This is a genomic window from Planococcus sp. APC 3900 (assembly GCF_030407735.1).
Taxonomy (GTDB): Bacteria; Bacillota; Bacilli; order Bacillales_A; family Planococcaceae; genus Planococcus; species Planococcus notacanthi.
The window spans coordinates 105,012-127,206 of sequence record NZ_JASDCT010000007.1; the positions used below are offsets into that span (position 1 = coordinate 105,012).

Below are 22,195 nucleotides of genomic sequence, written 5' to 3' on the forward strand. Positions count from 1 at the left end.
CATTGGGCTGTGAGGTTTTTGTTTTAGATATCTTTTTTGTGGTTTTCAGGCAATTTGCTGCGTGTGATGACTTGGTCGATCAAGCCATATTCAAGCGCGCGTTCTGCTGTCATGAAGTTATCGCGGTCCGTATCTTTGGAAATGACTTCGATTGGTTGTCCTGTGCGTTCAGACAAGATCTGGTTCAATTTCTCGCGAAGATGAAGAATGCGTTTCGCTGCAATTTCAATTTCAGTCGCTTGGCCTTGAGCACCACCAAGAGGCTGGTGAATCATGACTTCGGCATTCGGCAATGCAAGGCGTTTGCCTTTTGTGCCAGCTGCCAATAGGAATGCACCCATTGAAGCTGCCATACCGATACAAATTGTCTGTACGTCTGGACGGATAAACTGCATTGTATCGTAAATCGCCATACCGGCTGTGATGCTGCCGCCTGGGCTGTTGATGTAAATGGAAATGTCTTTGTCCGGATCTTCCGCTTCAAGGAACAGAAGCTGCGCGACGATTGAATTCGCAACATTATCATCAATTCCGCTGCCCAGCATAATAACACGGTCTTTCAACAAACGTGAATAAATGTCATAAGCACGTTCGCCTCGGCTTGTTTGTTCGATTACTGTAGGAATTAAGTTCATAGAATAGTTCCTCCTCGATTAAGTGGTGTGCAAACAATGCTGAAAGTTCTCTCAGCTGTACTATTATCATACACATGATGGTCAATGAAGGTCAAATCTAACGAATTAAAAAAATGGACTTGATTAAGTCAGAATGGTTTTGTATAATAGAAAAGTCGCTAATAGCGAATACGCCCTCGTAGTGTAATGGATCACACGTAAGATTCCGGTTCTTGAGATGGGGGTTCGATTCCCTCCGAGGGCATCAATAAACAGGAAAGTCCGTTTTGCCGTTTAATCGGCGATGCGGGCTTTTTTTTGGTTGCCATATGCAAAGATGCGAAAAATCGCTTATGGATGGAATCTTCTGTTAAGAGGTTAAATGAGCTATACTACGAAAGATATGTAAAAAGTTTACATGCATAATTATAACGAAATATTATTACGTAGTATCGAAAAGAGGGAAGCTGGATGAAGAAATTAGTGATTTCCAATCTAAGTGTAACCTTATGGATTAAAGGTGGATTCGATTTGAATAGAGAAAAGTATTTTGAAGAAAATCCAGGTGCTTCTGAAGTGTTGGCCATCAATTTCGGAATGGATAATGAAAAATGAAGAAAAAAATTATCTTTCTGAGTGCATTAGGGATTTTCCTGGTGGCTGTTCCTGTCAACGCAATCGATTTCCCGGAACTAACCAATGATATTTATGTACAGGATATTTCTGATGTTCTATCCGATGAAGCTGAAGAAGAATTGCGCCTTTTAGGTAAAAACTTAGAAGATGCGACGACTGCCCAGATTGCTGTGATGGCCATTCCTTCGCTGGAAGGAGAGGCTATTGAAAGCTATGCTTTAGAAGCTCTGCGCCATTACGAAATTGGTTCTGAAGAAGAAAATAACGGTGTTCTGATGGTAGTTTCGACAGGCGACCGTGAAATCTATATCGCTACGGGCTACGGTCTTGAAGGTGTTTTGCCGGATGCTAAGGTGGGGCGGATATTGGATGATTACGCCGTGCCGTATTTGAATAAAGATCAATTCGACCAAGGCATTAGGAATACCTATACAGCGCTTTATCATGAAGTGACAGCAGAATATAGCCAAAATGTTGGAGCTGCCGCTACCCAGACTGGAGCATCCCAAGTTCCTGCTTATGAGCCCCGTGAAAAATGGCCGCTTCATCGTGTCATTATAGCCATCGTCATTGGCATTTGGATTGTTGTGGCCTTATTTGGAGATGGTGCAGGAAGAGGCAATGGCAAAAAATCCAGAAGTGGCCGGTTGAGAGGCCAATCACGGAGCGGCAGTGCCAGAAAAAGCTCTGGAGGCAGCAGACCCCGCAGAGGTGGAGGAGGTTCTGGTGGGGGCGGCGGTGCAAAACGGAAATTTTAACTAATGATGATGTGATAAATTGAAAGTTGGCCAGATGAAATGATTTGAAATGCTAGGGATTTTCCAGTTCATTCTGCCTGAATAGATTAGAGGGCGAGTCTTATTTTTCAATTTAGAGAAATTGCCTTCTAAAGGAATGGCGCAGCTGGCATCTGTCTACTCCTTCTTTTCAGGCCTTTTCCAAAAAGAAACGTTTAAAAAGTCGTGTGGTAAGGGAAATGATTACTAGTACATACTAGTTAAAGAGGTGGAGCATTTGAGGAAATTGTTGATTCCTATTATTATTGTAATTGCATTAATTGCCATTGTGGCAGCCATTCTTGTGCCAAGCTACAATGGTTTTGTCCAGCTTGAAGAGGACGTCAACCAGTCGTATGCCCAGATTGAAAACCAGCTGCAGCGCAGGTTGGATCTGATCCCGAACCTGGTGGAAACAGTGAAAGGCTTCGCTGATCAAGAACAGGATGTCATCGACAGTGTAACGGAAGCCCGTTCGAACTTGGCCGGTGCGGAAGGCGTCAGTGAACAGGCGGAAGCAGATGCTGAATTGAGCGGGGCGTTGAGCCGCTTGCTTGTCGTAGTGGAAAATTACCCGGAGATCCGCTCCAGCGAAAATTTCCAGCAGCTGTCGGATGAACTGGCCGGTACGGAAAATCGCATCGCGGTAGCCCGCCAAGATTATAATGCAACCGTTTCGGAATTTAACCGTAAAGCCAGAAGTTTTCCGGGGAACATGATTGCTGGTATTTTCGGATTTGATGAAAAAGAATACTTCGAAGCAGATCCGGATGCATCCGAAGCACCTGAAGTCGATTTTGGAACAGATGAGGATGAACAATGAGACGCAGAATAGCGCTCCTATGCTTCCTGCTGCTGATGGTCAGCGGGCAAGGTGTTGCAGCTGACTTTCCGGAATTGACGAATGATATTTACGTTCAGGATGAAGTCGGTATTTTGTCAGAACAGCAAAAAGAGGAGCTGCGCCAATTAGGTCGTGGTCTGGAAGATGCGACTAGTGCCCAGATCATGGTACTGGTAATTCCCACGCTTGAAGGTGAACCGATTGAAAGTTACGCCAATCAGGCGTTCCGCCATTATGGCGTCGGTTCGGAAGAAGAAAACAACGGAATTCTGGTAGTTCTGTCACTGGATGAACCGAATGACCGGGAAATTTATGTGGAAATCGGTTACGGTCTGGAAGGCGCATTGCCGGATGGGAAAGTCGGCCGGATTTTGGATGAATACGCTATTCCTTATTTGAGCCAGGGCAATTACAGTGAAGGCGTCATCAATTTGTATGAAGTCCTGTATCAGGAAGTTGCCGCTGAATATCAATGGAATGGTGAACCTGTAGAACCGCAGGCAGCGGCTACCCAACAGCAGCAGGAAGGACTTCCGCCATTCATGACCATCCTGATTGTTTCTGCTATTCTCATCCTTATTACCGGAGGAGGCGGAGGCAAAGGCGGCGGCCGTGGCAGGCGTATGGGCCGCAGAACAATTTACATGGGTCCAGGAAACTTTGGCGGCGGTTTCGGCGGCGGTGGTTTCCGTGGAGGCGGAGGCGGCATGTCTGGAGGCGGCGGTGCCGGGCGAGGCTTCTAAAAGTATAAGCTAATGCTTTTTAGAGAAAGAAGGAATCCAATGTTTACCCTGTATACGCGCGCCAATTGTCCACTTTGTGATGAAGCTAAGTTGATGATTCAATTGGTAAATGAAGACTTTCCATTGTCGTACAAAGAAATCGATATCGAAAGTGATGATGAATTGCATGAAAAATACATGCTGATGATTCCGGTTTTGGAAAAAGACAATGAGGTTTTGCTGTACGGCAATATCGGTTATGTAGATTTATTGGAAGCGTTAGAAAGTTAACGCTTCTTTTTGTTTGCAATTGATAGAAAGATTCGGTAGAATGAATTTAGTGGGACACAAAATTATTTAATGGGACAAAAAACGTCCAACTGGAATGGAGTGAACAAATGGATGCTTTATCTGCTGCTCAGCAAAAGCTGATGCCAGAAATGTCCGAACTCCTGAAAAAACGGTACCAGATTTTACAGACCATCAATTTGGAACAACCGATCGGCAGGCGAACGTTAAGTGAAGTTGCCGGAGCTACAGAGCGTGAAATTAGGAAAGAAACCGATCTGCTGCGCAATCAGCAGTTGATTGAAATGAAAACGGCGGGCATGACGGTTACTTCGCAAGGATTGGAAGTACTGGAAGAGCTGAAAGTTTTCGTGCGTGAACTGTCCGGGCTGACTGATATGGAAATTCAGCTGCAGTCGATATTAGGAATTTCAAAAGTGGTGATTTTGCCACAAGACAGTGATGAAATTCCAGCAGTAAAATCCCATATCGGCAAAGAAGCCGCCCGGCTTTTGGAAGCATTATTCGGGCGCTGTAAGAAAATAGCCGTTACCGGGGGCAGCACGATGGCAGCCATTTCGAAAGAATTATCCATCGGCAAGCCGGATCGGACACTTCAATTTATCGCAGCCCGCGGTGGGCTTGGAGAAGATGTCCTGCATCAGGCAAACACCATTGCCGCCGCTTTTGCGGAAAAAACAGGCGGTTCGTTCAAAACTCTTTACTTGCCTGATCACTTAAGCGCTGAAGCATTTGCAATGATGATGAAAGAGCCAGTGATCAAGGAAATGATGGACTTGTATGATCAGACGGATGTAGTGGTCCATGGCATAGGCAATGCGGAAGAGATGGCGGTACGCCGGCACTCTTCTTTGGAAGAAGTAGAAAAGATACGGTCTGGCGGAGCAGTCAGTGAGGCTTTTGGCTATTATTTCGATAAAGATGGAAAAATTGTTTATCGGATCCGCACAGCGGGGATTCAATTGGAGCAGGTACAAAAAGCTTCAACAATTTTGGCAGTTGCTGGTGGAGGTTCCAAGGCAAGGGCAATCTTATCTTATTTCAACAATGCACCGACCCCGACAGTGTTGATCACTGACGAAGGAGCAGCACGAAAAATACTTGAATTGACTAAAAAATTGGAGGAATAGTAAATGACTTTAAAATTAGCAATTAACGGATTTGGACGTATTGGACGCATCGTATTTCGTGGGGCAATGGCAAACGAAGAAGTGGAAGTTGTCGCAGTAAATGACTTGACTGACGCAAAAATGCTGGCTCACCTTCTAAAATATGATTCAATCCACGGAACATTGGATGCTGAAGTTTCAGCAGAAGGCGATAACATTGTCGTAAACGGCAAAACAATCCGCGTATTCTCTGAAAAAGATCCTTCAAACCTTCCATGGGGAGAGCTTGGCGTAGATATCGTTGTTGAATCTACTGGATTCTTCACAGATACAGCTTCTGCTTCAAAACACATCGAAGCCGGCGCGAAAAAAGTTATTGTTTCAGCACCAGGCAAAAACGGCATGAAGACACTTGTTATGGGTGTTAACCATGAAACGTACAACCCTGAAGAGCATGATGTTGTATCGAATGCATCTTGTACAACAAACGGCCTTGCTGGAATGTCAAAAGTGTTGAACGATCGTTTCGGCATCAAGCATGCAATGATGACAACAATCCATTCATACACAAATGACCAGATCCTATTGGATTCTCCGCACAAAGATTTCCGCCGTGCACGTGCAGCAGCTGAATCCATGATTCCAACAACTACTGGTGCAGCTACTGCAGTGGCTAAAGTATTGCCTGAATTGGAAGGCAAAATTGATGGGATGGCAATCCGCGTTCCGACACCAAACGTTTCATTGATCGACTTGGTTGCACATCTTGAAAAAGATGTAACTGTTGAAGAGGTCAACAATGCATTGAAAGAAGCATCTGAAAACGAATTGAAAGGTTTCCTGGAATACAGCGAATTACCACTTGTTTCTAGAGACTACAATGGCAACACTGCATCATCTACTGTTGATGGCCTTTCAACTATGGTCATCGGGGATAACATGGTCAAAGTCCTTGCTTGGTACGATAACGAATCCGGCTACTCAGGACGTTGTATCGACCTTGCATTGCACATGTACAAAAAGGGCTTGTAATCCCAAAATCATAGCTTAATTACCAATGAACCTCTATAATAAAAGAGGGTAAAAGGGGCGGGGACTTACCCCGCCCCTTATTTTTTTGAATACAAATAGGAGGTATTTTCATGCAGCAGAAAATGACCATGAAAGATTTGGATTTGAAAGGAAAACGTGTATTTTGCCGTGTCGATTTCAACGTGCCGATGGAAGATGGCAAAGTGACGGATGATACAAGAATCCGTGCAGCTGTACCGACCATCGAATACTTGATTGAGCAAGGCGCAAAAGTGATTTTGGCCAGCCATCTTGGCCGTCCTAAAGGTGAAGTCAATGAAGATATGAGACTTGCTGCAACAGGCGTCCGGTTAAGTGAATTGTTACATAAAGAAGTAAAAAGCCTGGACGAATCAATCGGCGAAAAAGTTGAACAGGAGATTTCAGCTATGCAAGAAGGCGATATCGTCCTGCTTGAAAATGTCCGGTTCCATCCGGGTGAAGAAAAGAATGACGAAGGACTCGCTAAAGCATTTGCTGCACTGGCAGACGTCTTCGTCAATGATGCATTTGGTGCAGCGCACCGCGCACATGCTTCAACAGCAGGCATTGCCAGCCATTTGCCGTCCGTATCGGGCTTGCTGCTGGAAAAAGAGCTTGAAGTTTTGGGCAAAGCGTTGTCCGAACCGGATCGTCCATTTACAGCCATCATCGGTGGCGCAAAAGTAAAAGATAAAATTGGTGTAATCGATCATCTACTGGATAAAGTGGACAATCTATTGATTGGCGGAGGGCTTTCCTATACCTTCATCAAAGCTCAAGGATATGAAATTGGGAACTCCTTAGTGGAAGAAGACAAATTGGAATTGGCAAAATCCTTTATCGAAAAAGCAAAACAAAAAGGCGTCAAGTTTTATTTGCCGGTGGATGCAACAGTTGCCAGCGAGTTTTCCAAAGATGCAGACACGAAAAGTGTGAAAATCGAAGAAATACCGGCTGATTGGATGGGTCTTGATATCGGACCTGAAACAGCGGCGTTGTATGCAGATGTTATCAAGAATTCAAAATTGATCATCTGGAACGGACCGATGGGGGTATTTGAAATGCCGGCATTTGAAAATGGGACGAAATCTGTAGCTCAAGCTATGGCCGAGACATCAGGCTACACTGTCATCGGTGGTGGGGATTCTGCTGCAGCTGTGGAAAAATTCCACGTAGCTGATCAGATGGACCACATTTCGACAGGCGGCGGAGCTTCACTGGAATTTATGGAAGGCAAGGACTTGCCGGGCGTCAGTGCATTGACCGACAAGTAAGGCGAATGACTGGAAAGGGAGTGCTTTTGTGAGAAAACCAATTATTGCAGGAAACTGGAAAATGTACAAAACAGCTGGAGAAGCCAAACAATTTATTGAAGAAGTAAACGGTTTGGTTCCGGATTCTGACAAAGTGGATGCAGTTATTTGCGCACCCGCATTATTTTTGTCACAGCTGGTCATCTCTTCACAAGATAGTGCACTTCAAATCGGTGCACAAACCATGTCGGAAGAAGACGAAGGCGCGTTCACTGGGGAAATCAGCCCAGTTCAATTAACGGACATCGGTGTGAAATACGTCATTATCGGCCATTCTGAGCGCCGCCAGTATTTCAATGAAACTGATGAGTCTGCCAACAAAAAAGTAAAAGCCGCTTTCAACCATGGCTTGATTCCGATACTTTGTGTCGGTGAAACTTTGGAACAGCGTGAAAATGGCGAAACAGGATCTGTAGTCGAAGCACAAGTGGAAAAAGGCATTGCTGGGTTGACTGAAGAGCAAATTTCTCGTCTTGTCATTGCCTACGAACCAATTTGGGCTATTGGCACAGGCAAAACAGCTACAGCTGAAGATGCCAACGAAGTTTGTGGAATTGTCCGCAAAAAAGTAGCAGCTTTGTACAATGAAGAGGCTGCTGAAGAGTTGCGCATTCAGTATGGCGGAAGTGTGAAACCGGCTAATATTGTTGAATTGATGGGTATGGAGCATATTGACGGAGCATTGGTTGGCGGCGCAAGCCTGGAAACCGAGTCGTTCGTCAAATTGCTGGAGGCTGGTTCACATGCGTAAAACCGAACATCCAGCAGCTCTTATCATCTTAGATGGATTCGGCTGCCGTGAAGAGACTTTTGGCAATGCAGTAGCGCAAGCGAACAAACCGAATTTCGATCGCTTATGGAAAAGTTATCCGCATGAACTGCTGACGGCTTCTGGAGAAGCTGTCGGTTTGCCGGATGGCCAAATGGGCAATTCTGAAGTAGGCCATTTGAATATTGGGGCTGGGCGGATTGTCTACCAGAATTTGACGCGCATCAACAAGTCGATTCGCGATGGCGATTTTTATGAAAATGCTGCTTTTCTGGAAGCAGTCAGCAATGCTAAAAACAACGGGAAAGCCCTGCACATTTTGGGCTTATTGTCCGATGGGGGCGTACACAGCCACTACGAACACCTTTTTGCATTATTGAAACTGGCGAAACAGCAAGGACTAACAGAAGTGTATGTTCACGGTTTCCTAGACGGCCGTGATGTAGGGCCTCGTACAGCACTCAAATATGTTGAACAAGCTGAACAACAAATGAAAGAAATTGGTGTCGGGAAATTTGCATCAATCAGTGGGCGCTATTACGCAATGGACCGCGATCAACGCTGGGAACGTGCTGATTTGGCATATCGGGTTCTGGTTGACGGAATCGGTAAGACAGCGCCATCGGCAAATGCTGGAATCACCCATTCCTATGATCAGGACATTTCAGATGAGTTTATCGTGCCGTTCGCCATTGTCGAAGACGGCAAGCCGGTTGCGACCATCGATTCTGGAGATTCGCTGATTTTCTTCAACTTCCGCCCGGATCGTTCGATCCAATTGACATCGGCATTTATTCGTGAAGATTTTACCGGGTTCCCGTTAAGTGCGAAGCACCCGAGAGACTTGGTTTATATCACGTTCACTTCTTATAGTGAGGACTTGCCGACTCGTGTGGCGTTTGAAACACTGAACCTGGAAAATACAATCGGGGAAGTGGTTTCAGCGAACGGATTGACTCAGCTGCGGATTGCAGAAACCGAAAAATACCCGCATGTGACTTTCTTTATGAGCGGAGGACGTGAAGGCGTCTTTCCTGGAGAGGACCGTATTCTGGTGGCGTCTCCAAAAGTGGCAACTTATGACCTGCAGCCTGAAATGAGTGCATACGAAGTGACCGACCGCCTGGTGGAACAAATCGAGGCTGGTGCGCACGATGCCATCATCCTGAATTTTGCAAATCCGGATATGGTTGGCCATAGCGGCTTGCTGGAACCGACAATCCGTGCCATCGAAGTGGTCGACGAATGCTTAGGCCGCATAGTTGATGCTTTGCATGCCCAAGGCGGTTCGGCATTGATTACTGCAGACCATGGCAACGCTGACGAAGTACGGACGATTGAAGGCATGCCGATGACGGCACACACGACCAATAAAGTACCGGTGATCTTGACGAAATCCGGATATGTTTTACGTGAAGGCGGCATTCTGGCCGACTTGGCACCCACCATTTTAAAAATGCTGGACATCGAACAACCGATCGAAATGACTGGAAAACCATTATATTAAAAGGGAGCTGTTTTAATTGCCAATTATTACAAACATTCAAGCACGTGAGATTTTAGATTCAAGAGGGAACCCGACAATCGAAGTTGAGGTATTCACAGAAAGCGGCGCATTCGGCCGCGCTATCGTACCTTCAGGTGCCTCTACAGGCGAACACGAAGCAGTGGAATTGCGTGATGGCGATAAGAGCCGCTACCTTGGCAAAGGTGTTTTAAAAGCTGTTGAGCATGTCGACACTGAAATTGCTGAAGCTTTGGAAGAAAAATATTCAGTCCTTGACCAAGTGTCAATCGACAAAGCATTGATCGAATTGGACGGCACAGAAAACAAAGGGCGCTTAGGCGCCAATGCGATTCTTGGGGTTTCTTTAGCTGTTGCACATGCTGCAGCCAACTATTTAGATCTTCCGCTTTATCAGTACTTGGGCGGTTTCAACGCGAAACAATTGCCGGTACCGATGATGAACATCTTGAACGGCGGCGAACATGCCGACAACAATGTGGACATCCAGGAATTCATGGTTATGCCAGTTGGAGCGAAATCATTCCGGGAAGCCGTTCAAATGGGTGCAGAAATCTTCCATAACTTGAAAGCGGTACTAAAAGAAAAAGGCTATAACACTTCTGTTGGAGACGAAGGCGGGTTTGCACCGAACTTAGGTTCAAACGAAGAAGCATTGACAACAATCATGGAAGCAATTGAAAAAGCCGGCTACAAGCCCGGAACTGATGTACTATTGGCAATGGATGTCGCTTCTTCTGAAATCTATGACAAAGAAAAAGGCGTATACAACCTGCCAGGCGATAACACAGTGAAAACATCTGCAGAGATGGTTGACTGGTACGAAGAGCTTTGCAATAAATACCCGATCATTTCGATTGAAGATGGATTGGATGAAAACGACTGGGCTGGACATAAATTATTGACTGAACGAATCGGTGACAGAGTGCAATTGGTTGGAGACGATCTATTCGTTACCAACACGAAAAAATTGGCTCAAGGAATCGAAGAAGGCATCGGCAACTCAATCCTGATCAAAGTTAACCAAATCGGTACATTGACAGAAACTTTCGATGCGATTGAAATGGCGAAACGTGCCGGCTACACAGCAGTAATCAGCCACCGTTCTGGTGAGTCTGAAGATGTTACAATTGCAGATATCGCAGTAGCAACAAATGCTGGACAAATCAAAACGGGTGCTCCATCACGTACGGACCGTGTTGCGAAATACAACCAGTTGTTGCGCATCGAAGATCAGTTATTTGAAACAGGTCAATATTTGGGTCTAAAAACTTTTTACAACTTGAAAAAATAACCCATGAGTTCAAGTGCTTTTTAAATCATATGGGTTGCAGTGGATATTTCGCAAATAAGCTCCGCTTTCCTGCGTGCTTGCGCCGAACTAACTCGGGCTGGATGCCCGAGTGGATTTCGGCACTTCGCTATCGCGGGAGTCTCCGCTGATTTGCTACATATCCTATTTGTAACTGTGATTCTTTTTTAATTTACTATGAGTTGTTAGTTGATGCTTTGAAGAAAGAGTGCAAGGCGGCGACTCCTGCGGGATAGCGTGTCCAGGTGAGACTCCGCAAGGCGAAAGCCTGAGGAGCCTGACGGACCGCCTGCGGAAAGCGTACGCCTGAAGCGATTTCTTCCAATCTGCTACTAGTTTTTGAACTTTAGAAAAGTAAATGCATTAGCTAAAGAAAATAGAGGCATTTGCCTCTATTTTCTATTGCTATTGTCACAGGTCACAATTTTTGGTAAACTTAGTTTTGTTGTGAACGTTCTTTTCAGGAGGTGGAATTTATGCATACGTTGTTAATGACATTACTCGTCATCGTATCGCTCGCATTAATCGTTGTCGTTTTATTGCAATCTGGAAAAAGTGCAGGTCTTTCAGGAGCCATCTCCGGTGGAGCAGAGCAACTTTTCGGCAAGCAAAAAGCTCGTGGTTTGGACTTGGTCCTGCACCGGGTTACGATTGTACTTGCTGCCTTATTCTTTATTCTGGCTGTTGCCGTAACGAAAGTTTAATGTAGATGATTAAATCGCCTGACCATACATGGTTGGGCGTTTTCTTTTAGTATTGGAATTGGAGGGATTATAATGCGGATTTCGCAACCAAAGCCATTTTTCTTTAAAACAGGCCCTCGGGCAGTGCTTCTATTACACGGCTTTACAGGAAATTCCGCAGACGTCCGCATGCTGGGCCGTTTTTTGGAGACCAAAGGCTACACAAGCATCGCCCCGCATTATGCAGGTCATGGTGTAGCGCCTGAAGAGTTAGTGGGCACCGGTCCAGCCGACTGGTGGAAAGACGTGGAAAAAGCATATGAGACATTGCTGGAAGAGGGATATACTGAAATTGCGGTGGCTGGACTGTCATTGGGCGGCGTATTCAGCCTGAAATTAGGGTATACAAAACCTATCAAGGGAATTGTCACCATGTGCGCTCCGATGTATATGAAAACCACTGACCTCATGTATGAGGGTGTCTTAAAATATGCGCGTGAATACAAGAAATATGAAGGAAAAAGCGATGAAGATATCGAAAAAGAAATGAAGGCTTTCCAAGAACGGCCAATGGAATCGCTGGCCGATTTGCGTGCCTTGATCGCAGAAGTCAAAGAACAAGTGGATCATGTTTATGCGCCGCTGTTCGTTGTTCAGGGCAGGCTGGATGATGTCATCAATACGGATTCAGCCAACGTCATTTATGACACCGCTGAATCGACCGACAAACACATCAAGTGGTACGAAAATTCGGGCCATGTTATTACGCTTGATAAAGAGAAAAAACAATTGCACGAAGACATTTTTGCATTTCTCGAATCGCTTGATTGGAGTGTGTGAACCGTCACAAAGGAGGAGTTAGATTTGAGTACTAACGAACGTTCATTGGAACAGCGATTGCTGGTCTTCATGCGTGAAGAAGCATACAAGCCGCTGACTGTACAGGAAATAGAAGAGCAATTCGGTTTTGAAGATGCCGATGAATTTAAGGAATTGGTGAAAACATTGGTGCGTCTTGAAGAAACGGGTGCACTTGTCCGTTCAAGATCAAACCGTTACGGTGTGCCGGAACGCATGAACCTGATGCGCGGAAAATTCATCGGGCATCCAAAAGGCTTCGGCTTTGTCGCTCCTGAAGAAGCAGGATTGGATGATGTCTTTATTCCGCCGACTGAAACAAATGGTGCAATAAATGGTGATACCGTGCTGATCCGTGTATCTGAAGGGTCTTCTGGGGACCGTCGCGAAGGCGCGATTATCCGGATCATCGAACGCGGCACCACAAGAGCTGTCGGAACATTCCAGGACAATAAAGGTTTCGGTTTTGTTGTAACAGATGATAAAAAAATGAACATGGACATCTTTATTGCTAAAGACGATACATTAGGGGCTGTAGATGGCCACAAAGTGGTCGTTGAGATTACCGGCTGGCCGGAAGGCAGAAAATCTGCAACAGGCATGGTCACGCAGATTCTTGGCCATAAAAATGACCCGGGTGTCGATATTCTTTCCATTATCCATAAATACGGCATTGAAACGGAATTTCCGCCGGATGTTCTGGAACAGGCGAATAATGTACCGGATGAAATTGATCCGGCCGATTTGAACGACCGCACCGATTTGCGCAACGAACAGATTGTGACGATTGATGGGGCTGACGCCAAAGACTTGGATGATGCCGTTCAAGTAGTGAAGTATGAAGATGGCACGTATAAATTAGGCGTACATATCGCTGACGTCAGCCATTACGTGACGGAAGGCTCGGCTATTGACCGGGAAGCCTATGACCGTGCAACAAGCATCTATTTGACTGATCGTGTCATTCCGATGATCCCGCACCGTCTGTCAAATGGCATTTGTTCATTGAATCCGCAGGTGGATCGTCTGACTTTGTCTTGTGAAATGATTTTCAATGATCAGGGCGAAGTGCTGTCCCATGAAATCTTCCAGAGTGTCATCAAGACCTCGGCACGTATGACTTATACAGATGTCTATGAAATTCTCGAACAGGACAACCAAGAGCTGAAAGAAAAGTACAGCGAATTGGTACCGATGTTCGAATTGATGAAAGAACTTGCTGAAGTACTTCGTACGAAGCGGATGCGCCGTGGTGCCATCGATTTCGATTTCAAGGAATCCAAAGTGCTGGTGGATGAAAATGGCTACCCGGTGGACGTTGTGGTTCGTGAACGCACAGTAGCTGAACGTCTGATTGAAGAGTTTATGCTGGCTGCCAATGAAACAGTAGCTGAACATTTCCATCACATGAATGTGCCCGCTATTTACCGTATCCACGAAGATCCAAAGCCTGAAAAACTGCAGCGCTTTTTCGAATTCGTTACGAATTTCGGCATCGTGGTGAAAGGTTCAGGAACACAAATTCATCCAAAAGCTTTGCAGGAAATTGTTGAGTCGATTGCAGGGACTCCGGAAGAACCGGTCATTTCAACTATGATGCTTCGTTCGATGCAACAGGCGAAATACTCGAATGAAAGCCTGGGGCATTTTGGTTTGTCTACGGAATTCTACACGCATTTCACGTCGCCGATTCGCCGTTACCCTGATTTGGTTGTACACCGCCTAATTCGAACTTACTTGATCGAGAAGGACCTGTCGAAAAAAACAATTGCCTATTGGGAAGCCAATATGGATGATATTGCGACACATACGTCGGAACGCGAACGCCGCGCAGTGGAAGCTGAACGAGATACAGACGCTTTGAAGAAGTCACAGTTTATGGCTGATAAAATCGGCGAGCAATTTACCGGCATCATTTCTTCTGTAACGAATTTCGGTTTGTTCATCGAACTCGCGAACACCATTGAAGGTTTGGTTCACGTTTCCAATATGACAGATGATTATTACCGTTTCGACGATCGCAGCATGATGATGATCGGCGAACGAAATAAACGCCAATTCCGGATTGGTGATGAAATTGAAATCAAAGTCATCGGCGTAAAACCGGAAGAGTCGTCCATTGATTTTGAAATTGTCGGTATGGTGCAAAACACTCGCCAGTCGAGAAGAGAACAGCCGAAAGTAATCCGTGCCACGAAAAAAGACGGTGGCGGAAAACCGGGACGCGACGGCAAGAAGCCAGAAGGCGGCGGTCCTACACGCAAGCCAAAAAACAAAAAGAAAAAGTTTTATGAAGGCGCCGCAAAACAAGGACGCAACAAGAAAAAATAAAATAGCGGCTTCAGAGCCGCTTTTTTGAATCTAGCTGAGGTGAAACCACATGGCCAAAGGAGAAGGCAAAGTAATTGCCCAAAACAAGAAAGCCGGTTTCGATTTTTTCATCGAAGAAACGATCGAGGCAGGGATTGTCTTGCAGGGTACTGAGATTAAATCTGCACGAAACGGCAAAGTCCAATTGAAGGATTCGTTTGTCCGGATCCGTAATGGGGAAGCCTGGATTTCAAATATGCACATCAACCCTTACGAGCAGGGCAACCAGTTTAACCATGACCCGACACGTTCACGTAAATTATTGTTGCATAAGAAACAGATCGCTGACTTGCAGGCACATTCGAAAATCCAGGGTTCTGCAATCATTCCACTGAAAATGTATTTGAAAGACGGCTTTGCGAAAATTTTGCTTGGCGTCGGTAAAGGGAAGAAGAACTACGACAAACGGGAAGATTTGAAGAAGAAAGACGCAAAACGTCAAATCGACCGTGCCATAAAAGAACACAACCGCTAAGACTTGATGTCAGACCAATGTTGCCTTATACTAGAGATATAGCACATGAAGCTGTTTATTCATCTTCCGTGTCTCTTTTTAATAAGGGGACGTTACGGATTCGACAGGGATGATCTGGGCTTGGGTCGCGCGTCGGAGGGTCGGCTCCGTCACCAACGTATTTATAACAACTGGCAAAACAAACCAAAACCTAGCATTCGCAGCGTAAGCTCGGATCTGCTTTATCTATCCATCGCCCATGTGGCTGGGTAAAGCTCAACTTTAGTGGGATACAACGTTTGCTGCCATCTGAGGCAAACGGGAGAGATTTTCAGATTAGTGCCCAGGACGCCTGCTTATTGGCAGAATGGTGCATGAAACCTCAATGAATAAGCTACACGCGTAGACGCTCAAGTAGCGGAGTTTCTGGACGCGGGTTCGACTCCCGCCGTCTCCATAGTGAGATAAAAAACGTCAAAACCCTTACAGGTTTTGGCGTTTTTTTGTTGTTCTGTTGCTGCTCCTTTCTATTTCTAGCAGAGTCTTCCATCAACAATTTATATTAGAAGGTTTATTAGTGTCCTTAGCACTGATTTACAAGGGAATACAGAGCGAAATGGGTTTTTACGAACTTTTAATGATAGATGACGTCCTCTTATAAAAGGGCTTTGAAAGAGGTGACACAATGGGATTTTGGTATTTTTTAATTTTAGGCATCGGAATGTATTTGCTGTTGAAAGGAATCTTTTCGAAAAGTCGATTTTCCTTGCTGATTCGAACAGCAGTAATCTGCATAGGAGCAGCAAGTATTGCTTTTTCACTGTTTATGTTTTCACCAGGAAGTGCTGAAATCATTTCACAATTATTGATCCAAGAATGAAGAAGATGAACCCATCTCTCCTTACAAAAGCCAACCTTATTTTACTGTGAAGCCACTGCCTCGACTATATAAGCACTGGAGGGATTTTTTTATGATTTCTCACAAAGTTTCCATTCGCAAAATGGTTCATGCCGATTATGACATTATGGCTCGGTGGTTAAGTACACCGGAAGTTCTGGAATTCTACGGAGAGGTGGATTCCCCATATTTGTTAGATCAGGTAAAGGCAAAATATAAACCGAGAGTAAATGGAGAAGTTCATGTGTACCCGTTTATTGTGGAGTTGGACACAATGCCAATCGGATTTATGCAATATTATAAATTGGCTGAAGAAATCCAGGCAGGATTCGGCTATCCTCCAACGTTGAATGTATGCGGCATCGACTAATTTATCGGGGTACCCGAATACTTTAACCAAGGAATCGGGACGACCATGGTTACAAAATTCACAAATACACTTTTTCATTTGAAAAACGTGGATTTAATTGTGTTGGATCCTTAAGTTTTCAATACAAGAGCGGTTCGATGTTATGAGAAATGCGGTTTTAAGAAAGTGAAAAAAGTACATAATGATATTTGCTGGTTGATGGAGCTGGAAGCAAGAAACAACATATTTGTTACTCGCAAAGATTTTATAAGTTGAAAGAATATAGGTGAGATGAAATAGGGAACAAATCGCCATATTTCTATCCAGTAGTTATCTGCGCAAGTCTTCAGCAATGGTTTATGTTTTCACAGCTGGACTCAATGTGCTACACTAACGGACATGATGTTTGAGAGGGGAATTTTAATGATTAAAAAAGTTTTATTGACAATTGTACTTGGTGGATCAATGGCGGCAATGGCAGCTTGCGGTGGCGATGCTGAAGAGAAAACAAACGAGGAAGCAGCGCCACAAGAAGAAACTGCAGCAGCAGATGAAGCAACCGGTGAACAGCCGGAAATGCCGGAACCTGATTTAAAAGACATCCCTGATGTCGTTGCAGAAGTAAATGGAGAAGAAATCGATAAAAAAGAATTTGAATCGGCTTATACAGGCCAATTCCAGCAGATGGCCATGCAGGCCCAAATGTCTGGACAAGAGGTAGACCAGGCTCAGCTGAAAGAGCAAATTGCTGAAAGTTTAGTTGCACAAGAGCTGTTGGTTCAAGAAACGGAGAAACAGAAAATCGAAGTGACAGATGAGCAGACCGATGCCTCGTTGAAAGAATTGGCTGAGCAAAACGGACTGGCATCTTCTGAAGAGTTCTTGGCCGCACTTGAAGAGCAGGGGCTTTCTGAAGAAGAAGTGAGAAAGCAAGTACAAACACAAGTAAAAGTGGATCAATTGGTTGCACAGGAGGCCGGCGAAATAAAGCCGACTGAAGAAGAGCTCAAGAAAGTTTATGAGCAAGCCCAAGCCCAGCAAAAAGAGGCTGGAAGTGATGAAGAGCTTCCAGCATTCGAAGAAGTGAAGCCGCAACTTGAAGAACAGGTTAAAATGCAAAAAGAAAGTGAAGCTGTCCAAGGATTGATCGCTAAACTCCGCGAATCGGCAGACGTCACAATTAACTTATAAAACAGCAGCCAGATCCCGTGTGGATCTGGTTTTTCTATGCCTATTCTACATGTAAGTTCTTTCATTTTATTTCCTATTTATAAGAAAACGGTTTATAGATTGAAGATAAGGGTATTGAAAATAGGTGCAATTATCAGTCATATAACATATCGTCCGTATCATTTTCTAACTAAAACAGCGGGTTTGACAGGAATAGAAATCTTCCGTATGCTTTAAACTTGTGATAATGAGAAACTTGAGGCAGCGGAGGTTCTTCATTCACCGCTGATTTTAAGTTGCTCAATTCGTGCTTTGGCGGTCAGTGGACTCCTACTTAGAGCAGTAGGAGTATTGCTGGCCGTTAAAGCGGAATAAAAATTAAGGAGGGGGTACTATATGAAGAAAGTAACCAATGTTTTTTGGATTGCACTTGCGCTCGTATTATTGGCCATTGGCTACGGAGCAATTGCACCCGATAATTTCGCAGAAGTTACAGGGAATATAGAATCATTCCTGACAACTTCGTTCGGATGGTATTATTTATTGGTAGTTTCCATCATGGTTTTGTTCTGTTTGTTTTTCCTCATCAGTCCGATGGGGCAAATTAAACTGGGCAAAGATACAGACAAACCCGAGTTTTCATTCGGAACATGGATTGCCATGCTGTTTTCAGCAGGAATGGGAATTGGTCTGGTATTCTGGGGAGCCGCAGAGCCGCTGTCGCATTTTGCAATCGATTCGGCTACAGCTGAACCCGGAACCGCAGAAGCTATGCGCGAATCAATGAGATTCAGCTTTTTCCACTGGGGAATTCATGCGTGGGCGATATATGCCGTAGTGGCATTGGCACTTGCATATGCCCAGTTTAGAAAAGGGGAGCCGGGATTGATTTCCGCTACTTTGAAGCCGTTGTTTGGAGATAAGATGAAAGGTCCATGGGGAACATTAGTAGACGTCATCGCTGTTTTTGCAACAGTTGTGGGTGTCGCAACAACTCTGGGCTTTGGTGCTATTCAAATCAATGGCGGCCTTGCGTTCTTATTTGATGGAATAGCAGGAGACAGCTTTGCTGTTCAATTGATCATCATTGCTATTGTAACGGTATTGTTTATGTTTTCTGCATGGAGCGGATTAAGCAAAGGAATTAAATACCTGTCCAATACAAATATGGTGTTGGCAGTCGTATTGCTTATCGCAGTCATCATACTTGGACCAACTTTATTGATCATGAATATGTTTACGGATACGGTCGGTACATATTTCCAAAATCTGATTGAGATGAGTTTCCGCTCGGCGCCGATAGATGGAGAAAACCGGGCCTGGATTGATGGCTGGACGATTTTCTACTGGGCATGGTGGATTTCCTGGGCTCCGTTTGTCGGTATTTTCATTGCACGTGTATCCAAAGGCCGGACAATTCGCCAGTTCTTGTTAGGTGTCCTGATGATTCCAACTTTCATCAGTTTCCTTTGGTTCTCAGCGTTTGGGACAACTGCAATTGATGTACAAAGCAGTGGAGTGGATCTGACAGGCTTGTTGACGGAGGAAACTTTGTTCGCAGTGTTTAATGAATTGCCATTAGGTGTCTTGCTGTCGGTTATTGCGATTTTCCTGATTACGACGTTTTTCGTCACTTCTGCCGATTCAGCAACATTTGTACTGGGAATGCAGACGACAGGCGGATCATTGCATCCTCAAAATACGGTAAAACTGACATGGGGAATTGCCCAATCAGCAATCGCTGTAATTTTGTTATCAACAGGCGGACTCGATACCTTGCAAACGGTGTTGATCATAGCGGCATTCCCGTTCTCGATCATCATGCTGCTGATGATGGCGTCTTTCTACAAAGCATTGAATATTGAATACAAAGCCATAAAACGAAAACGTTAAAACCGCCGCTTCGGCGGTTTTTTCATTGGAGAACAGGTATAATGGGAGTCAGGAAACAACAAGATGGAGGATTTTTAACTATGGAAAAACCGCATGTATTATTAGTGGATGGAATGGCGCTGCTCTTCCGCTCATTTTTCGCAACCTCAGCAGTAGGCCAATATTTCCGCACCACTGACGGATTGGCAACAAACGGAGTACAGGGATTTGCTCGCCACGTGCTGGCGGCTAAAACAATGATGAAGCCGACGCATATGGCTGTTTGCTGGGATATGGGAGCGAAAACATTCCGCACGGATTTATTCGAGGGCTACAAAGCCAACCGTCCGGCGCCTCCTGAAGATATGGTTCACCAGTTTGATTTGGCACAGGCGATTTCCGAACAGCTTGGCTGGAAGAATTACGGGGAAAAGGGAATTGAAGCGGATGATTTTATCGGTTCGTTCACAAAGCAGTGGCAGGATCAAGTGGATTTCACCATCATTACGGGTGATAAAGACATGCTGCAATTGCTGACGCCTTCGGTCACTGTCGCTTTTATGAAAAAAGGCTACCATGTTTATGATGTTTACACGGAAGCCAGGTTCATCGAAGAGTATGGCATTCAGCCTTCACAATTTGCGGATGTCAAAGCGTTTATGGGAGATCCGAGCGACGGTTATCCAGGAGTCAAAGGCATTGGCCCGAAAACAGCGCTTCAGTTGATCCAGAACTACGGTTCAACGGATGGAGTGCTTGAAGCCATCGACGAATTAAAGCCTGCTCAGAAGAAGAAAATCGATGAGCATAAGGAAATGCTTTTGCTATCAAAAAAACTGGCTGTCATCAAATGTGACATCCAGTTGGAAGTGGCACTGGAGGAACTCACTGTTCCTGCCTACACCAATGAACATATTCAATTATGCCGCGACCAGCAATTGCTGTTGCTTGCCAAACAACTCGAAAAAGATGTGGGTGTTACTGCCGATCCCTGGGCATAATCTTTACAAAAGTCAACACCTTACGATTTTCCAGATAAGAAACCGTCCGCATTTTACTGGGGCGGTTTTTTTGTCCGTTGTCGTGGATATACAAAACCAGATCATCGGCTTCCTCTTTAAAGCCGATCAGCGGTACCCAATGATAGCTGAAAAGCGGTTTTGAAAACCATTGGAATGTAAAATAGCGGTCGAACTTCATTGCAAGCGGCCGTCCTGCCAACAATTCTTCCTTGACCTCATCGAGGCTTCGAATTTTTTTCACTTCGTAACGTTTCCCGCCGACTTTATGGAAATTCTTAATCAACCGCCAAGTGAACAGTCCGATAGGGGTTGAGCCAAGCATGCGGTAAAGCTGGTCGACTCCAATTTTTAGCCCTTCATGGTGTTGAAGAATCGAGGCGGCAGTGACAGGGCCACATGCAGAAGAACGGTATTTCTCAGAAACGGATTCATCATGCTGAGACAGTCCTTGAAAAGCGATCAGCTTTTTCACAGCGAATACCTCCGAATCATTTTGATTGCACAGCTTGTCATATTCTTAAAGGCTAGTTTTTATTTTCCGTAAGCAACTGTTCCAAGGCGACTCTGAAAGTTGTGTACACTTCCAGCTCTACCTGGATGCCGGCATGGACAATCTCGCGAACAAATAATGGATTAAACCCTGCGTAAATGGCACGCAGACCCATAAGTCCAAGTGCAGAATTTAACTGGCTCAATTCACTGCCCAGCCCGTCGTAGTCGAATTCGGCAAAATCATCCGTCGTTACGCCGGTGAAATCGAAAATGACGCGTTCTGTTTCGCGATGCTTTTCTGCATACTTCAAGACTTTTGTGCGGATCATATCAAAACGGTCTGTAAAAATGAAACCCGCTATCGGCACCAAAATAGTTTTTGGGACAATCGATGGGATGATGGGGGCTGACATGTTTTTGATCAGCTTTTCATAATAGACCAGTTGTTCTTTTAGTTCTTTAATTTCCTGTTGTGGATCCATTCCAATACCTCCGGGATTTTTATAAGATGCTTGAATCAATTCGTAAATGTGAAAAAAAGTTTGATCAGCCTCTTTGTATACTATAGATAGAGTTTACATCAGTAGATGGAAAATTAATACGTTCTATATTATAGCGAAAAAAAGGAGCAGGCGGGAGCCTACTCTTTTTGATCATTCAAAAATTCCGTAACCGATTCAGGTGATTTAGCGTTTGCACTGTGAAGATGTGCGGTCTTCTCACCGTCTTTGAAAATTAACAGGCTTGGAATGCCCATGACATCATACTTTTCAGCAAGGTCTGGAAGTTCGTCGCGGTTGACGTCAAACCATTGATACTGGTTAAATTCTTCAATGATTGGATCGATGAACATGTCCATGCGCGTGCAATCTGGGCACCAGCCTGCTTGGAATTTCACGATAACCGGTTCACTGCCTTTTATGACTTCGTTAAATTGTTCGTTTGTTGTAAGTGATTTCATCATGTTGCCTCCTTCTAGGTTCTCTTTAAGTTTACAGTGCTTTTCTTAAATCGCAAAGAATCTGTTTATGAAAATTTATGGGAA

Annotated in this window: 24 protein-coding genes, 1 tRNA gene and 1 other RNA gene; 22 read left to right on the forward strand and 4 right to left on the reverse strand. The window is 44.8% G+C overall.

What is annotated here, in order from left to right:
- Positions 1-23: 23 nt before the first annotated feature.
- On the reverse strand, positions 24-635 hold the full coding sequence (gene clpP / locus QMA04_RS14465) for an ATP-dependent Clp endopeptidase proteolytic subunit ClpP (RefSeq protein ID WP_191716553.1): 612 nt from the start codon (positions 633-635) through the stop codon (positions 24-26).
- 172 nt (positions 636-807) lie between these two features.
- Here clpP and QMA04_RS14470 point away from each other — a divergent pair.
- The 22 genes from QMA04_RS14470 to QMA04_RS14575 all read left to right on the forward strand — a co-directional run bounded on the left by QMA04_RS14470 (position 808) and on the right by QMA04_RS14575 (position 20,637).
- Positions 808-879: transfer RNA gene (locus QMA04_RS14470), tRNA-Arg, on the forward strand.
- Positions 880-1,085: 206 nt separating this feature from the next.
- The gene (locus QMA04_RS14475; protein WP_290186621.1) at positions 1,086-1,229 is read left to right on the forward strand and encodes a hypothetical protein; all 144 of its coding nucleotides are present in this window, start codon (positions 1,086-1,088) and stop codon (positions 1,227-1,229) included.
- Complete coding sequence (locus QMA04_RS14480; RefSeq protein WP_290186623.1) at positions 1,226-2,008, forward strand: TPM domain-containing protein; 783 nt, start codon at positions 1,226-1,228, stop codon at positions 2,006-2,008. Before QMA04_RS14475 ends, QMA04_RS14480 begins: the two co-directional genes overlap by 4 nt.
- A gap of 256 nt (positions 2,009-2,264) precedes the next feature.
- Positions 2,265-2,849 carry a LemA family protein gene (locus tag QMA04_RS14485; RefSeq protein ID WP_191716550.1) on the forward strand — a complete coding sequence of 195 codons (585 nt, stop codon included), beginning with the start codon at positions 2,265-2,267 and terminating at the stop codon, positions 2,847-2,849.
- Entirely contained in the window at positions 2,846-3,613 is a 768-nt protein-coding gene (locus QMA04_RS14490) for a TPM domain-containing protein (RefSeq protein ID WP_191716549.1), read from the forward strand. The genes QMA04_RS14485 and QMA04_RS14490 overlap by 4 nt, the downstream gene beginning before the upstream one ends.
- A 39-nt stretch (positions 3,614-3,652) precedes the next feature.
- On the forward strand, positions 3,653-3,883 hold the full coding sequence (locus QMA04_RS14495; RefSeq protein WP_203340996.1) for a glutaredoxin family protein: 231 nt from the start codon (positions 3,653-3,655) through the stop codon (positions 3,881-3,883).
- A gap of 107 nt (positions 3,884-3,990) precedes the next feature.
- Positions 3,991-5,031, forward strand: a complete 1,041-nt coding sequence (locus QMA04_RS14500) for a sugar-binding transcriptional regulator (protein WP_191716547.1) — start codon at positions 3,991-3,993, stop codon at positions 5,029-5,031.
- A gap of 3 nt (positions 5,032-5,034) precedes the next feature.
- Positions 5,035-6,042 carry a type I glyceraldehyde-3-phosphate dehydrogenase gene (gene gap, locus QMA04_RS14505; protein ID WP_191716546.1) on the forward strand — a complete coding sequence of 336 codons (1,008 nt, stop codon included), beginning with the start codon at positions 5,035-5,037 and terminating at the stop codon, positions 6,040-6,042.
- Between the two features lie 110 nt (positions 6,043-6,152).
- Complete coding sequence (locus QMA04_RS14510) at positions 6,153-7,337, forward strand: phosphoglycerate kinase (protein ID WP_191716545.1); 1,185 nt, start codon at positions 6,153-6,155, stop codon at positions 7,335-7,337.
- A 28-nt stretch (positions 7,338-7,365) separates the two neighbouring features.
- On the forward strand, positions 7,366-8,127 hold the full coding sequence (gene tpiA / locus QMA04_RS14515; protein ID WP_290186629.1) for a triose-phosphate isomerase: 762 nt from the start codon (positions 7,366-7,368) through the stop codon (positions 8,125-8,127).
- Positions 8,120-9,652 carry a 2,3-bisphosphoglycerate-independent phosphoglycerate mutase gene (gene gpmI, locus QMA04_RS14520; RefSeq protein WP_191716543.1) on the forward strand — a complete coding sequence of 511 codons (1,533 nt, stop codon included), beginning with the start codon at positions 8,120-8,122 and terminating at the stop codon, positions 9,650-9,652. Before tpiA ends, gpmI begins: the two co-directional genes overlap by 8 nt.
- Before the next feature lie 16 nt (positions 9,653-9,668).
- Positions 9,669-10,964 (forward strand): phosphopyruvate hydratase, encoded by a 1,296-nt coding sequence (eno, locus tag QMA04_RS14525; protein WP_191716542.1) that lies wholly within the window; start codon positions 9,669-9,671, stop codon positions 10,962-10,964.
- Between the two features lie 494 nt (positions 10,965-11,458).
- Entirely contained in the window at positions 11,459-11,686 is a 228-nt protein-coding gene (secG, locus tag QMA04_RS14530; RefSeq protein WP_049694326.1) for a preprotein translocase subunit SecG, read from the forward strand.
- A gap of 72 nt (positions 11,687-11,758) precedes the next feature.
- Complete coding sequence (locus QMA04_RS14535; RefSeq protein ID WP_191716541.1) at positions 11,759-12,505, forward strand: alpha/beta hydrolase; 747 nt, start codon at positions 11,759-11,761, stop codon at positions 12,503-12,505.
- 24 nt (positions 12,506-12,529) lie between these two features.
- Positions 12,530-14,854 carry a ribonuclease R gene (rnr, locus tag QMA04_RS14540; protein ID WP_290186633.1) on the forward strand — a complete coding sequence of 775 codons (2,325 nt, stop codon included), beginning with the start codon at positions 12,530-12,532 and terminating at the stop codon, positions 14,852-14,854.
- Between the two features lie 49 nt (positions 14,855-14,903).
- Positions 14,904-15,368, forward strand: coding sequence for an SsrA-binding protein SmpB (gene smpB / locus QMA04_RS14545; protein WP_290186635.1), 465 nt, complete (start codon positions 14,904-14,906; stop codon positions 15,366-15,368).
- An 85-nt stretch (positions 15,369-15,453) separates the two neighbouring features.
- Positions 15,454-15,807: a transfer-messenger RNA gene (gene ssrA / locus QMA04_RS14550) on the forward strand.
- Positions 15,808-16,032: 225 nt separating this feature from the next.
- Positions 16,033-16,227, forward strand: coding sequence for a hypothetical protein (locus tag QMA04_RS14555; RefSeq protein ID WP_191716538.1), 195 nt, complete (start codon positions 16,033-16,035; stop codon positions 16,225-16,227).
- A 91-nt stretch (positions 16,228-16,318) separates the two neighbouring features.
- Positions 16,319-16,615 (forward strand): GNAT family N-acetyltransferase, encoded by a 297-nt coding sequence (locus QMA04_RS14560; RefSeq protein ID WP_290186638.1) that lies wholly within the window; start codon positions 16,319-16,321, stop codon positions 16,613-16,615.
- 402 nt (positions 16,616-17,017) lie between these two features.
- The gene (locus QMA04_RS14565; protein WP_290186640.1) at positions 17,018-17,785 is read left to right on the forward strand and encodes a SurA N-terminal domain-containing protein; all 768 of its coding nucleotides are present in this window, start codon (positions 17,018-17,020) and stop codon (positions 17,783-17,785) included.
- Positions 17,786-18,160: 375 nt separating this feature from the next.
- Entirely contained in the window at positions 18,161-19,657 is a 1,497-nt protein-coding gene (locus QMA04_RS14570) for a glycine betaine uptake BCCT transporter (protein WP_290186642.1), read from the forward strand.
- Between the two features lie 80 nt (positions 19,658-19,737).
- On the forward strand, positions 19,738-20,637 hold the full coding sequence (locus QMA04_RS14575) for a 5'-3' exonuclease (RefSeq protein ID WP_290186644.1): 900 nt from the start codon (positions 19,738-19,740) through the stop codon (positions 20,635-20,637).
- On the opposite strand, the gene QMA04_RS14580 is transcribed toward QMA04_RS14575, so the two are convergent.
- The 3 genes from QMA04_RS14580 to QMA04_RS14590 all read right to left on the reverse strand — a co-directional run bounded on the left by QMA04_RS14580 (position 20,615) and on the right by QMA04_RS14590 (position 22,111).
- The gene (locus QMA04_RS14580) at positions 20,615-21,130 is read right to left on the reverse strand and encodes a C39 family peptidase (protein ID WP_191716534.1); all 516 of its coding nucleotides are present in this window, start codon (positions 21,128-21,130) and stop codon (positions 20,615-20,617) included. The genes QMA04_RS14575 and QMA04_RS14580 overlap by 23 nt on opposite strands.
- Positions 21,131-21,182: 52 nt before the next feature.
- Positions 21,183-21,632 (reverse strand): STAS domain-containing protein, encoded by a 450-nt coding sequence (locus QMA04_RS14585; protein ID WP_290186646.1) that lies wholly within the window; start codon positions 21,630-21,632, stop codon positions 21,183-21,185.
- 158 nt (positions 21,633-21,790) lie between these two features.
- On the reverse strand, positions 21,791-22,111 hold the full coding sequence (locus tag QMA04_RS14590; RefSeq protein WP_290186710.1) for a thioredoxin family protein: 321 nt from the start codon (positions 22,109-22,111) through the stop codon (positions 21,791-21,793).
- Positions 22,112-22,195 lie beyond the last annotated feature (84 nt).